The sequence below is a fragment of the Brachyspira aalborgi genome (assembly GCF_008016455.1).
GTDB classification, from domain to species: Bacteria; Spirochaetota; Brachyspiria; order Brachyspirales; family Brachyspiraceae; genus Brachyspira; species Brachyspira aalborgi.
Map to the genome: position 1 here is coordinate 1,502,687 of NZ_SAXU01000001.1, position 14,853 is coordinate 1,517,539.

The following is a 14,853-nucleotide window of genomic DNA, read 5'->3' on the forward strand; positions in this document are numbered from 1 at the left end:
TTTTGAATTTTAGAAATTTTTTTAATTTTTTCTATCATTTTTTTATATTACTTTTTACCTAAAATTATCAAAAAATCATAGTATAAAATTTGAAATAAAATTTAGTTTATGTTATAATTAATGCAATTTACCAATGAAAAAATTCTTTTAAATAGAAATATAAGATTATAATTTAAAATAAAATTCTTATATTTAAGAAAATTCTAAAAAACTAATTATTATAATTCTAAATAAAGTAAATTCCTAAAATTCAAAATTATAATGAAATCTCAAATTAAAATATTTTAAATAATGACAAATTTAAAAAATTCTAAAATTTAATCTATTGTCATTATGAGGTTATTTATAGCCGAAGTAATCTACTTTTAATAAAATTCATTTGTTAATTAAAACAAATTTTTAAAGTTAACTTTTTTAATTGTTATTTTAATTCTTGCATTAAATTTCATTTTATATTTAATTATATATCACCTTTCTATATTTTTTAGGAATTCCAGGCAATATATAATCAAATAAAGTATAACTTGCCATATATAAAGCGTTTTCGTCCGAAGGATTTATTGGACTAAAATCAATTTTATTATTTTTTATATATCTATAAGCGTTTATTATTCCTTTGTCAAAATTGCCATACAAATATTTCATTATCGTATAATAATCGCCTGAAGAATTAGCGGAATATGTAAACATTAATTTTGTATCGTTTCTTCCTCTCAAATATCTAAATATATCGATATTCGTGGCGGGAGACAAGAAAATATCTTTTTCGTCAAAAGGTTTGCTATTTGTCGATATTCCTATATAATGACTCGCCAAAATTTCTCTTTTTGAATTTGCAGAATTTATTTTTGCAGATTGAACGGCTAAAGATTCTAAAGAATTATAAAAATTATTTTTTGAATCCGTTTCTATTTTAATATCTATATTTCCAATATTTATAATATCTTCGGAAGAATATTTTAACTCTCTGATTTTTATAACATCCGCATTTTTAAAAGCTTCCAAATATGCAAAAGGAACGGTAAATAAATTAGCGTAAGAACCCGTAATATAAACCGTGCCTACTTTAGAAGCGTCTTTAATAATAGCGGAAGATAGCATTCCGTTTTCAATAGATTTTAAAGCTTTTATTCTATCTTGAGCTTTATTTATATTCGCAAAAGATTCTAAAAATCCGTTTAATTTTTCTCTGTCTATAAGCGCCGATTTTTTTACTTCTCTGTCGCCTACTATATAACTATAAGCTATATATTTTGAGTTTTCGTAAGAATAAAATATAAACATCGTATTTGTATTTTCGTTTGAAAATATTTCATTGGCAGTTTTTATATTATTTTCAAAATCGCTTTCAGGAACTCTTATTTTATTTAAAAGTCCGTAAATATAACTCGCGTTTGTTTTGTATAAAGAATAAAATTTTTCCGCAAAAGCCGATACTGTTTCGGTTTCAAAAATATATTGATTAGCGTAAATATAATTCATCGCGTTAAAAATATCGTTTTGATTTGTAGCCTTATTATCCGAAATAGTATTTGCAATATTTATAATATCGTTAGCGTTAGTCATAGTATTTAAAAAATTCGTTATATCGTTTGTAGACATTTTAGCGTATAGCAAATCGTATAAAACGGCAATCTCTAATATTTTATTTTTATATTCTCCGTCAACTCTGCTTGCAATATAATTTAAATATCTAACCGAATCGCTCGAATTATTTTTTAAAGTTTTTTGAGCTTTAATAAATCTTGTTAAAGTTCTCGGAGTAAAATATTCGTCTATCAAATCGTAAGTATCGTTTGTGTATAAATACATAAAATGCAAAGCTCTATTTGCGCCTTTAATAGCTCCTTCCTCTCCCAATCTTCTATAAACGGGAAGCATAGCTTTCATAAACCTATAAGCGTTAGAATCTCCAATATTGCTATAAGACTGCGCTAAAAATTTATAGCCTTCTTCAGATAGAGTATAAGCCGTATTCGTATCTTTTGCAGAATATCTATCTTCTATTATTTTTGCATAATTAAGAATTCTTTCATTATCGCTTTGAGAATAACTTATAACATTTGAAATAATAGTCGTTGAAGGATTTTTTGAATTTGAATAAGAATTATATAATCTCATTTTAAATTGATAAGCGACATTTGATAATAAAGTCATATCGTTGTCGGGTTTTCCGTAAACAGTAAATAAATTTCCGTCAAAACCTTTCATGCTATTTTCTAAAGAATTTGTAACTATATTTCTTAAATAATTTGTATAAAATATTATTCTCGATTCTCTATTTGAATTTCCGACTACCAAAGCCATATTATTAATTTCTTTTAAGAGATTTTTATTTTTATCAAAAGTTTCTTTATCGGAATAAACTATATAAAGATTTTTTTTCATTATATTTGAAATATCCGAATTATTAGCTCCCGTTATATCGACAATCAAAGGGACATAAGAATTGGTAATAATATCTTTTAATTCTATAAATTTAAATATTCTTCTTCTGTTTGTATTTGTAGAATATTGCAAATTATTCGTATAATCGTTAGTTTTATAAGCGACATTATAAACTTTGAATTCGTTTGAATAACTAAAATCGGCGTTTGTAGAAATTATATTATTAGTAGCGCTTGAGATGCTATTTATATTTTTTTCAGCGTTTCTATTTATTTTAAGAAATGAAAGAAGCCCGCTATCTATATACGCGGTTTTTGGAGGAAGCATATATTCCGTAGAATCGTATAATTCTCTAATAAAAATATTCGTATCGCTTATTTTAAGCGGACTATTTCCAATATGAGAGACATAATTTTTTGTTTTAAGATTATCGTTAGTTTGCATATAGAAATAACTTTTATTATTTTCTCTAACAAATCTATATCCAAAATAAGTATCCCAAATAAAAGTTTCATCTTCTCGCATAGCTTTATCTATATCTTTAGGTTGAACATCGCATATAACGATATGTTCTATAGGCGTATTATCAAATTTTTCTATAGCTTGTTTTTCGTATTCCATAATTTCTTTTAAAGTAGCAGCTTCCGCTTTGCTATTATAAGGAGTAGAGACAGAATCTAAATATCTTCTATAAGAATAAAGAACATCGTCATAAAGTTTATAATAATCTCTTAATAAATAATTATTCTCTCCTAAAGTATAGAGTCTTCCGTTTAAAAATTTTCTTCGCATTTCTATCGCGTCAAACATTGCAAGTATATTAAAGCTCGCATCGGGACGCTTATCTTCTAAAAATTCTATAACCTTATATTTTGCCTGTTCTAAAATAAAATTATTATCTTCAACGAAAGTTATCATAAATACGCTTTCTCTTAATCTTTTAAGAATTCTAAAAACATACTGAATAGGATAATCTAAACTATCGGGATAAATTTCTCTATATTTTGAACTAAAATCAATTAAAGTAGTTAATATCGCTATCTCTTCAACCGCGAAAGCCGAAACTTGAGCCTTTGAATAAGCCGACATATATTCTCTTGAAGCTTCTTCTATATAGCCTGCAAGCTCATAAGCTTTAGCCAAATTATATCTTATAATTATTTCAGTTTTTAAATCTACGGGAAAATTGGAATTGGAAGAAAGAATATATTTATATCTGTCAATCGCGTCTTTAAGCATATATAATCTTTGAACATTAATATCATGTCCGCTCATATCCAAAGGGTCGTCTTTCTTTTTTTTGAATCTCGAATTGTCCGCTTCGGCGGTTAATTTTAAAGCCATTATATATCTAAAAGCCGCTATATGCGAATATAATAATAATCTGTCTTTTGAGCTAACGGAATTATTAGTCGACAATACTTGCAAATTTTTAGTCGTGTCGAATAATTCTTTAAAAAATTCTTTCTTTATAGAAGTCAAATCGTTTTGAGATAAATATCTTAAATAAAGCGAAGATAAACTTAAATAATTTTTAGCGTCATTTTGAGCGTTTTCATAAGCCAAATTAGGATTATTTGCCAAAGCTTTAGAATCTAAAGTTTTTTTGTATTCGTCTATGGAAGCTCTGAAAGAATTTATAGAATTTGAAATAGAACCCTGCCTATAATATAAATATCCTTCGTTATTATAATAAGTTGCAAGCATTAAAGGTTTTATAGATTTTTTTGGAGTATCTTTCAAAATATAATTTTTATAAGAAGATAAAGCTTCTCTCGAATCGGAATATCTTCCCATTTTTTCGTATAATTCTTGATAAATAGAATATAACATTTGCTGTTTATCGACATTAAGAGGCTCGCCTGGTATATAACCTCCAAAAGCGGCTAAACCAAAATTTATTATATTAATATCCGTTCCGTAAATTGTGGCGCTTAAATAATTCGGAGTATAAACCGAAGAGTCTAAACTGTCTATTTTTTCTTTAACATTATCGCAATATATCAAAGCGTTATTATAATCTTCAAGTTGCAAATAACATGCCGCAAGCAAAAGTTCGTTTAATTCGTTTTGATTTATATTTTCTTTAGTGAGTTTATCTCTTTCAAGCAAAGATTCTATAGCTTTTTTATAATCTTTCCGTTCTATAGCCGCTACCGAAGTATAACCGACTATTTTATAAATCGCTTCTTTATCGCCCAATTTTTCAAATAAATTTCGCGCCGTTTCGTATTCTTTATAAGCGTTTTCTATATCGTTATTCATCCATAAAGAATATCCGTAAAAGAAATGATACCAAGCTTTACTCTTATCGCTTCCGACAGTGTTTAATAATATTTCGGCTTCTTTATATTCTAAAGCCGCATCAGAATATCTGCCGTTCATTAAATAAGAGTTGGCAAGCATTATAGAAACCATATTTGGCTTTGTTTTAACTTTACTTTTTGCCATTATAAGAGAATCAATAATCTCGCTTTCTAAATTAACGCTTTGAAAAGATAATTTATTATATCCTACATATCTATCGTTATTAACATTATTATCTCTATAACTCGGCACAAGCTCTATAATGCTTTTATAAGTTTTATCTTCTTGATAAACTTGAATTTGCAACGCTTGAGCGAAAGTTAACATTTCGGCTTTTTTAATATAATAATCCGCATCATTGGGATAAAGAAATATTGCAAAATCCATATACGAAACCGCTTTATCTACTATCGTATTAAAAGATTTATTCAAATATAAATAAAATCCGTCCTCTCTCTGCTTTTCGCTTAAAACATATCTTTCTTTGCTATATTGTTTTGACATAGCTATTCCGTAATATCTATTAGACAAATAATAATAAGCGTTTGCAAGTTCCGCATGAGCTTCATGGTCAGAATATCTTGTAGACAATAGATTTTTTTCTCTTTCGGTTATAGTTAGCTCAAGAGAATCTATATTATCGTATGCTCTTAATCCGCTTTCAATTAATCTTGACGAAGATGTAGTATCGTTCGGATTATAAATTAAAACTTCTTTATAGTTATCGTAGGAGACAGAATATCGTCCTTCATTATAATATTTATCCGCTAAAGTTTTATAATAATTGGCAAGCAAATTTTTACAATCTTTCGCCTCGTAAGTGGAATCAAAATTTTTGCCTCCAGAATTCAAAGCGTTTTTAAGCAAAAGATAAGCGCCGTCATCGTTTTTTGCAATCAAAATTTTAGCGTTAGCGTAATAACCCAAAGCCTTCATTATATCGTTATTCGATTCTAAATAAGGCTGAAATAAATTCGTGGCATCGTCATAATTTCTTGAAAGAATAAGTCCGTCCAAATACATTAATCTTGCCGCAACCGACAAAGGAAAATAAGGATGAGAATTTTCAATTATATATTCGTAAGAAAATTTTGAATCTTTCAAAAAATCTTTCGCTATTTCCAATCTATCGGAAAATATTAAATCTTTTCTTACATAAGGAATTTTATACAAATCGTTTGTATATTCATAATTATTATTTTCAAGCGAACGACTATATAATTTTGAAATTAAAATATATAAATCTTTATCGGTATTCAAATTAATTATATTTGTAAGAATATTTAAAGAAGTTTTATTGTCCGTTTGATTTTTAAATTTTTCATTAGCCGAAATAAATCCAGCCCAAGCTATATTATTTTCAATAGTTTGAGTATTATTCGATAAAAAATATTCATTTGTATAATTTTTTATATCAAGCCAATTAGTATTAAAAGCTCCGTCAATTTTATCGGCTAAAAAACCAAAAAGAGTTTCTTTATAATAGTTTATAAGAGTATTTTTTGAGTTTAAATAAATATCGTTTTTTTCGTTTGTATAAGATTGAATCATTATATCGAAATAAGCTTTTGCGACATTATTTTCATCTTCTTTTAACGGAAAATATTCGGAAAATCTTTCAATAACCTCTTCTTTTTTATTATAAGGCAATTTTGTAAAAGTATCATACATAGTGTTAGCGTTATCGTCTTTTATAAAATATTCTTTTGTAGAACCCATAGCGACTATGCTCGTTCCATCCGTATTAACCACATAAGCGCCAACCAAAGCGGAAGGATAAGCGACATTAAAATCTATTAATTGAGTGTCTTCCGAAAGCAAATAATATTGTTTTGAGCTTAAAGAATACGACATTAATCGTCTTTTATCGTAATAAGTTAAATTTCCGTCACCGTCAGAATCATTTTCTATTTCAAAATATATAATCGTATCGTTATTGTAAAAAGAAGGATTAAATTTTAAAGTTTTACTGTCGGTTAAAATCGTTATATTAGTTTTAGATTGCAAATCAAAAACCGCTAATTGAGAATAAGGCTCTCCAATTTTTGAAGTTATAAAAGCTATATATCTATCGTCAAATGAAAAAGCGGGAGAGTTCGCTTCCAAATCGGAAATTTTATTTATATCTTTTCCATTAGGTTTCATTGTAAATAATTTTTTAGTTTTGCCGTCTCTGTCGGATATAAAGGCTATCATATTTCCATTATGCGATATCACGGGTTCGGTATCGTATCCTTTATAATCGGTAAGCCTAACTATCGACTGCTCCAAATCTTCCAATTTTTTTCTACTTTTTCTGACTTTAAAAATATTTACAAGTTTGTATAAATAAATATCTCCAAAGGCATCGTCTCTCGTTGAAGAAAAAACCAAATATTTAGATTTTGAATCTACCGAAACGGAAGAGTCGATTCCCGGACTTCGAGTAAGTCTAAATCTTTCCAAATTATAAGAATCTACGGCGAATATATCGGTATTTCCAGCGTTTTCCCTCGAATAGTAAATCCAAGTTCCTTCTCTGTCGATTACCGAATCCAAAGCGGGATTATTTTCTCCCGAAGTGAGCGAATATTTTTTATACTCTCTTAAAAACGGACGACTGTCAAATATATAATCGGCGCTTCTTTGTTTAGTCGCGCAAGAAAAAACAAAAAATAAACTTAAAGAAAATAATATAAATTTTAATTTCATAAAACAAATTTAAATTATTAAATAAAATCAATATTAAAACGATTCTAAAGCTTTATCAACAGAATCGTAAACTTCAAATAAATCTTCCAAATCCACAGTTCTTAATATTTTTTTAATGGTTTCTGGGACATCGGCAAGAACTATTTTACCTTGTTTATCCTTTATTTTTCGCATAATGGCTATAAAAACTCTAATTCCGCTAGAACTTAAATATTCTACATTAGAGATTTCTAAAATCAAATTAATTCCTCCAGAATCTACCAATTCCTCAAGCTCGGATTCTACAGTCATAGATAAACCTACATCCATTTTGCCCGATAAACTAACTACTTTAGCTTTGCCTTTGTCTTCAATTTTCAAACTCATATTTTCCTCCTTAAAAATTTTTTCTTAAAATTATTATTAAATTATTATTAATCGTTAAATATAATTATAACAAATATAAAAATTAAAGTCAATTAAAATAAACTTATTAAAATAATTTGCTTTATATTTTTTAAATATATTGTAAATTTATAATATTAAAATTATTTAAGGAATACAAATGACTTTAAACGATATATTTGCCGAATTTAAAAAATTAAAAAACGATAAAAAAGCGATTGAAATGTCCGCTTACATGAAAAATCAATTTGCATTTTTAGGAATTTCCGCAAGCCCAAGAAAGGAAATTGAAAATAAAATTTTTAAATCCGTTTCTAAAGAAGATTTAGATTTTAAATTTACAGACAAATGTTATAAAAATAAATATAGAGAATTTCAATATACGGCTATCGATTATCTTAATTTCAAAAAAGAATATTTGAATATATCGCATATTGAAATTTTGAAAAATTATATACTTACAAAATCTTGGTGGGATACTATCGACCATTTGGATAAAATAGTCGGAGATATTGCGTTGAGAGATAAAAAAGTAAACAAAATATTATTGAATTGGAGTTTGGATGAAAATATTTGGATTAGGCGAGTAGCAATCAATCATCAGATTTTAAGAAAAGAAAAAACTAATATTGAACTGCTTGAGCAAATAATAATAAATAATTTCAATCAAAAAGAATTTTTTATAAATAAAGCGATTGGATGGAGTTTGAGAGATTATAGCAAAACAAATCCAAAATGGGTTAGAGATTTTATCAAAAGACATAAAAATTCTATGAATAATTTGAGTATAAGAGAGGCAAGTAAATATATATTATAACAAATATAAAAATTAAAATTAATAATTAGCGGGAACTTTTTTAAATATTATTCGTCTAATATTATATAACAAAAATAAAAATTAAGGAGATAAAAATGTTTAAAAAATTTTTAACCACAATTATTTTAAGTATGTTAGTAGTATCAAGCGTATTTGCTCAACCGCCAACTCCTCCATCGGAAAACGGTTATGCGCCAATGCCTCCGCCTCATAGACATAGAAAAATGCCTCGCGGCGATATTTACGGATTATGCAGAATGGCGGGAATATATTTAAGCGAACAGCAAATAAACGATATAAATGAAACTAATTACTATTATGAAAGCAAAATAAGAGAAGCCGAATACAGAAAGAGAGGAGTCGATTATAAATTTGAGTTTGAAAGAGAAAAAGCGGATATAGATTTAAAAATAATAAAAGATTTAATTAATCAAAGAAAAGATATTGAAAAAGAAATTGACTATTTAAGAATAGAAAAAGAAGTTTCAATATTTAATGTATTAACGGCGGAACAAAAAGAGCAAATAAATAGAATAAGATACTATAGATAAACTTCTTAAAATAAATTTTTATGCATAGGAATGGCATATTTGCCGTTCCTTTTTTATTTCTAATTTTATTTTTAAAAATAATTTTTTAATAAATATTTTAATTAACTATAGCGGTTTTATTTTTCTTTCTCGTAAATATTTGAATCAAAACTAAAATTATTATCGTAGCTAAACCGATTATATCGGTAATTGAACCAGGATATATTAGTAGTAATCCAGCGGTTATGAATAATACTCTTTCAATCCAAAAACATTTTCTAAATACATATCCTTCCAAACAAGAAGCTACTCCGAACATTCCTATAATAGAGGTTATTATTATTTGTATAACTTCAACTAAATTTGTATCTAACATAAGCATAGCAGGATTAAATATAAATATATAAGGAATTATAAAAGCTCCAATAGCCAATTTGCTCGCTTCAAGTCCCGTTTTAAAAGGGTCCGATTTAGCTATAGCAGCTCCCGCCATAGCAGCCAAAGCAACGGGAGGCGTTACATCTGCGATTATACCAAAATAAAATACAAACATATGCGCCGCTAAAGGTTTAAATCCTAAACTTATTATAGCTCCAGCGGCAATAGTTGAAGTTATCAAATAATTTGCAGTCGTAGGAACTCCCATGCCAAGTATTATTGAGCTAATCATAGTTAATATTAATAATAAAATAGAAATTCCTCCCGATATTGAAACTAATCCCGCGCCGACTTTTAAGCCTAATCCCGTAAGAGTTATAACGCCTATTACTATTCCCGCCATAGCGCAGGCAATAGCAACGCTTATTATATTTCTTGCAGCATTACAAACAACATCTACAATATCGTTAAATCCGAAGCTGATTTTTCTTTTTTGTAAAATATCAATAATATTGTTTATTATAGCGACAAAAACCGCGGATATTATTCCCATCAATCCCGCGTATATTGCCGTTTTTCCAAGAATAAAAAATATTATTATAGTTAATAAAGGAATTATTAAATAACCTCTTTTAAGAAGAAGTTCTCCGAATTTTGGAAGAGATTCTTTCGACAAACCTTTAAGTCCCGTCTTTTTTGCTTCAAGATGAACCATTATAAAAATTCCCGTAAAATATAAAATCGCGGGAATAATCGCCGCTTTTGCAACTTCCATATAAGGAATTCCTAAACTATCCGCCATTAAAAAACTTGCAGCTCCCATTATAGGAGGCATAATCTGTCCGCCCGTAGAAGCCGAAGCCTCGACTGCGCCTGCAAACTCCGAACGATAGCCAAGAGATTTCATCATTGGTATTGTAAAACTTCCCGTGCCAACCGTATTTGAAACCGAACTTCCCGAAACCGTTCCAAACATTGCGCTCGTTAAAACGGCAACTTTCGCGGGACCTCCGTCAAAACCGCCCGCGATAGCGTTACAAATATCTATAAAAAATTGTCCTATTCCCGTTTTATCAAGCAAAGCTCCAAAAAATATAAATAAAAATATAAATGTCGCCGAAGCTCCTATTGGCGTTCCCATTATTCCTTCGGTATTATAAAATAAATGAGATACGAGTCTTTGATAAGAATAACCTCTATGATTTAAAAATCCCGGCGCATAAGCCCCAAATAAAGCGTAAATTATAAATATTAAAGAAATTATTAAAATTGGAAGTCCGACTATTCTTCTGCAAGCTTCAAATAATATTAATATTCCGACTATTCCCACAAAAATATCTAAAGTCGTATATATTCCCGCTCTTCTAACTAAAGATTCAAAATTAAAAACGATATAACTCCATGCAGCCGCTCCGACTATAGCAAGTATAATATCATAAAATGGAAGTTTATCTTTTGGCATATCTTTTTTCATTGGAAATAATAAATAAGCAAGAAGCATTACAAAAGCCAAATGCGTAGCTCTCAAAACTTGCGCCGTTATTCTGCCCGAAAGTATAGAATATAATTGAAATAAACAAAATATAGCGGATATTATTATAATTAAATATTTTTTCCAATCTTTATATCTTCTATATCTCGATTCGCTATCATATTTGCTCATATAATTATCTATTTCTTCCGCGCTTAAAATATGAATATGATGATTTTCTTTACTCATTTGTCCTCCAATTTATTTAATATTAATAATTTTATATATTCAAATATAGATAAAATTTTATATTCTATCTTTATATTCTCTTGCGGTTTAAATATTTCTTTTAATTCTATTTTCTTTTCGTCAATTTCTATTTTATGATTGGCGATAGTTCCTACAAATAAATATAAATTATCAATTTTTCTATTAATATCGCTTATTTCAATATAATCTTCTGTTTCTCTAAATTTTTGTCTTTTTTCAGGTTCGGGAATTCCCGCTCCATAAGACATAAATCTTGTTTTTGAAAGAATAATATATTTACTTTTAATAATATAATAATCTCTAACTCGTCCTCTATTCACGGAATGAGTATATGAAATTATAAACTCTTTCTTTTCTATATCAAATATTTTATTATTTATCAATAATTTAGGAAATATTGGAATAAATAATATTATAATTAAGGCTAATAATACAATAATTTTTTTCATAACTATATCATTAACCTAATTATATATAAATTATTCTTATTTAACATAAATTCCTAATTCTTCATAATATTTCACAGCTCCCGAATGAAATGGAATGGAGATTCCTTTTGGAGCGTCATTTATATTAAGTTCTTTTCCTTTCGCATGAGCTGCGGATAAATTGGCTTGTTTATCGAATAATGTTTTTATCATATTATAAACATCTTCTTTAGGAATATTATTATTAACCGCTATAGTCGCTTTAACCGCTACGGCTTTAGTGTCTACATTTACTCCATTATAAGTATTTGACGGAATATTTACTTCTGTATAATATTTATATTGAGATGTTATTTCTCTTATTTGCATATCTCCTATAGGAACTAAAACTATATCGGTAGATAAAGATAATTCTTGCAAAGCCGCGTTAGGAATTCCCGCGACTATAAAGCAAGCGTCCAAAGTGCCGTTTTGAAGTCCATCGCTCGATTCTTTAAATGAAAGATTTGATTTTCTAATATCGTTAAAAGTTAAACCGTAAGATTCTAATATTTGTTTAGCGTTAAATTCCGTTCCGCTTCCCGCATCTCCAACAGAAATTCTCTTTCCCTTAAAATCCGCTATGCTTTTAATTCCGCTCGATTTTGTGGCGGCTATTTGAACGACTTCGGGATATAAAGTAAGTATAGCTGAAAAATTGCTTAAAACTTCTCCCTCAAACATATCCGTTCCGTTATATGCATAATCCATAACATCGTTTTGAACAAATGCAAAATCCGCTTCGCCTCTATTTATCAATCTTAAATTTTCGGCTGAAGCTCCCGTAGATTGCGCGGTAACATTAACGCCTTCAATATTATTATTCCATAGATTTGCAATAACTCCTCCAAAAGAATAATAAGTTCCGCTCGTTCCTCCCGTTGCAAATATATAATTTTTATTCGCGCTTTTGCCACATCCAATTAAAAATAAAATAAATAATGAAATGTAAATAATTGTTAATCTTCTCATAATTTTACCTCTTTTTATTTTATTAATTACTACATATAGTATATTTAATTAAATTTAAAGTCAATACTATATAATACTATATAATAAAAAAAACAAGAGAGATATTGTCTCCCTTGTTTTATTTTTTATTAATTAATATTTATCTTCTTACCTATCGCTGTTATTTTCTGGAAGTTGGAATATATGAATCGCGTCCATTAATTCTTTAGATTGAGAAAATAAAACATCCGCAGACGCCGTAGCCTCTTCAACCAAAGCGGCGTTTCTTTGAGTTGTAGTATCCATTTCTTCAATGGCAATTTTTATTTGGTCGATTCCGCTCTGTTGTTCAACCGCGCTATGACTTATATTTTGCATCATTGTTGAAGCTTCGTCAATCTTATTTTGAATTTCAACAAATATAGTTTGAGATTCTCTTGCAGTTTCGGTGGCTTTGTCTATTTTATTATAAACATTTTCAATCAAATCGGTTATGCTTTTTACCGAAGTTTGAGTCGTTTGAGCCAAATTTCTAACTTCAGAAGCTACAACGGCAAAACCTTTTCCCTGTTCTCCCGCTCTTGCAGCCTCTACCGAAGCGTTAAGGGCGAGTATGTTGGTTTGAAAGGCTATATCTTCAATTATTTTAGTTATATCTTTAATTTTTGAACTTGCTTCATGAACTTCTTCTATATTTTTAGTAGTTTCGGATATTATATTTCCTGCATTTTCAATAGAATCTTTTGAATCCATTATCATTTTATTTCCGTTTACAGAATCGTTTGAAGATTGTCTTATATTATTAGAAATTTCATTCATAGACGCCGAAGTTTCTTCAATGCTTGCAGCCTGACTTTCCGTTCTACGAGACAAATCCGTATTTTGTTCGGCTAATTCTTTAGCGGCTGCGCTTATTTGATTTGCAGAATCTTCAACTTTATGTATAGTAGTTACCAATTTTTTTCTCATAGCTACAAAAGCGTTTGAAAGCTCTCCAAGTTCGTCTTTACGATGTATTTTTTGTTTAGTTGTTCTTAAATCTCCATCCGCTATCTCTTTAGATAATCCCGTTATCAATCCTAAAGGAGTAGTAATAGATTTTATAAATAAAGAAACTAAAATAGCCATTATTATTATAGAAACTAAAGATATAATTATTATAGCTCTCACTACTCTTACATTATCTTTTTCTATCTCTTGTTTAGTCATAGATATTCCCAAAACCCAAGGACGATAAGTCAAAGTAGTATATGCGGCTACTCTATCTTCTCCATTAAACACATAATTTATTATCCCTTTTTTGTCTTCAAAGGCTTTTGAAAAATCTTGCGGAAGAGTCGAATTTATACTTTCTATTTTACTATGAATTTTTATCGTAAGAGTATCATCTGCGCAGAATAAAGCTCCTGTTTCTCCTATAACGAGTTGTTCTACGCGCTCTTTTATTAAATAACTCCAATCGAGCATATAATATAAATAACCGATAACTCTATTATTTACTCTATCATGAACTTTAGATATTAATACTAAACTCCAACCTCCCGTAGTTAAAGAACGCGTTATATTATCGCCAAAAGCGGCGTCTCTATTGCCTTGCACTTTTTGTCTCAAATCGGGATGAATACTAAATACATTTTGTCCTATTAAAGACGCGTTGCTTGCATCGATTAAAACATTTCCGTTGATATCGGTTATGCCCATATTTATTGTATATTGATTGTCTCCATTAAAAACTCTCAACCTTGTCAATGCGGCGTCTCTAGTTTCTTCCGTTCTCATAGTTAAATAATTTCTAACAGGGTCCGATTTAACATATACTTTAGCGATATCTAATTGGTCCTCAAACCAAGTATCCATTAAGGATGCATATCCCATTACCGTATTGTCAAAACCCGTATAAGTAACTTTATTAATAGTATTCGTTACCATTACTTGAGTTACTACAACCAAAACCGCTATTGCCAAAACAAACAGTCCGATTATTATTAAAGGCATTCTTACTTTTAAACTTTGAAGTTTGTGTATCATTTTAAAATTTCCGTAAATTATTAATTATTACCAATCTTATTGTTTATTATTTTCGGAAAAAGAAATATATTTTTTATATTCCTAATATTCTTATAGAATAAAAAACTATAAAATTGTTTGCATATTATAAACCTTTTTATATAAAAAGCAAATTTAATTTATTGACTTTAT

8 protein-coding genes are annotated in these 14,853 nt (G+C 28.5%); 2 read left to right on the forward strand and 6 right to left on the reverse strand.

The window, feature by feature from the left end; genetic code table 11:
• Positions 1-456: 456 nt before the first annotated feature.
• Complete coding sequence (locus EPJ79_RS06735; RefSeq protein WP_147738917.1) at positions 457-7,386, reverse strand: TolB-like translocation protein; 6,930 nt, start codon at positions 7,384-7,386, stop codon at positions 457-459.
• Positions 7,387-7,419: 33 nt separating this feature from the next.
• Positions 7,420-7,752: an STAS domain-containing protein gene (locus tag EPJ79_RS06740; RefSeq protein ID WP_021958646.1), complete on the reverse strand. Its 333-nt coding sequence runs from the start codon at positions 7,750-7,752 to the stop codon at positions 7,420-7,422.
• 178 nt (positions 7,753-7,930) lie between these two features.
• Between EPJ79_RS06740 and EPJ79_RS06745 the strand changes: the two genes are divergently transcribed.
• Together EPJ79_RS06745 and EPJ79_RS06750 are read left to right on the forward strand one after the other, a co-directional pair.
• Positions 7,931-8,587, forward strand: a complete 657-nt coding sequence (locus EPJ79_RS06745; RefSeq protein WP_147738918.1) for a DNA alkylation repair protein — start codon at positions 7,931-7,933, stop codon at positions 8,585-8,587.
• A 95-nt stretch (positions 8,588-8,682) separates the two neighbouring features.
• Positions 8,683-9,138: a Spy/CpxP family protein refolding chaperone gene (locus tag EPJ79_RS06750; protein WP_147738919.1), complete on the forward strand. Its 456-nt coding sequence runs from the start codon at positions 8,683-8,685 to the stop codon at positions 9,136-9,138.
• A gap of 97 nt (positions 9,139-9,235) precedes the next feature.
• Here the strand turns inward: EPJ79_RS06750 and EPJ79_RS06755 are convergent, their stop codons facing one another.
• From EPJ79_RS06755 to EPJ79_RS06770, 4 genes are all read right to left on the reverse strand, one after another.
• A complete protein-coding gene (locus tag EPJ79_RS06755; protein WP_147738920.1) occupies positions 9,236-11,215 on the reverse strand; it encodes a TRAP transporter permease in 1,980 nt (659 codons plus the stop codon).
• The gene (locus tag EPJ79_RS06760; protein WP_147738921.1) at positions 11,212-11,685 is read right to left on the reverse strand and encodes a DUF1850 domain-containing protein; all 474 of its coding nucleotides are present in this window, start codon (positions 11,683-11,685) and stop codon (positions 11,212-11,214) included. Before EPJ79_RS06760 ends, EPJ79_RS06755 begins: the two co-directional genes overlap by 4 nt.
• A gap of 36 nt (positions 11,686-11,721) precedes the next feature.
• A complete protein-coding gene (locus tag EPJ79_RS06765) occupies positions 11,722-12,675 on the reverse strand; it encodes a TAXI family TRAP transporter solute-binding subunit (RefSeq protein WP_147738922.1) in 954 nt (317 codons plus the stop codon).
• Between the two features lie 147 nt (positions 12,676-12,822).
• On the reverse strand, positions 12,823-14,682 hold the full coding sequence (locus EPJ79_RS06770) for a methyl-accepting chemotaxis protein (RefSeq protein WP_244289081.1): 1,860 nt from the start codon (positions 14,680-14,682) through the stop codon (positions 12,823-12,825).
• Between the last annotated feature and the right edge of the window lie 171 nt (positions 14,683-14,853).

What these genes read in the sequence shown, in the direction of transcription:
- EPJ79_RS06770 (WP_244289081.1), bottom strand. Translation starts at nt 14,682, where the DNA reads ATGATACACAAACTTCAAAGTTTAAAAGTAAGAATGCCTTTAATAATA.
- EPJ79_RS06745 (WP_147738918.1), top strand. Translation starts at nt 7,931, where the DNA reads ATGACTTTAAACGATATATTTGCCGAATTTAAAAAATTAAAAAACGAT.
- EPJ79_RS06755 (WP_147738920.1), bottom strand. Translation starts at nt 11,215, where the DNA reads ATGAGTAAAGAAAATCATCATATTCATATTTTAAGCGCGGAAGAAATA.
- EPJ79_RS06760 (WP_147738921.1), bottom strand. Translation starts at nt 11,685, where the DNA reads ATGAAAAAAATTATTGTATTATTAGCCTTAATTATAATATTATTTATT.
- EPJ79_RS06750 (WP_147738919.1), top strand. Translation starts at nt 8,683, where the DNA reads ATGTTTAAAAAATTTTTAACCACAATTATTTTAAGTATGTTAGTAGTA.
- EPJ79_RS06740 (WP_021958646.1), bottom strand. Translation starts at nt 7,752, where the DNA reads ATGAGTTTGAAAATTGAAGACAAAGGCAAAGCTAAAGTAGTTAGTTTA.
- EPJ79_RS06735 (WP_147738917.1), bottom strand. Translation starts at nt 7,386, where the DNA reads ATGAAATTAAAATTTATATTATTTTCTTTAAGTTTATTTTTTGTTTTT.
- EPJ79_RS06765 (WP_147738922.1), bottom strand. Translation starts at nt 12,675, where the DNA reads ATGAGAAGATTAACAATTATTTACATTTCATTATTTATTTTATTTTTA.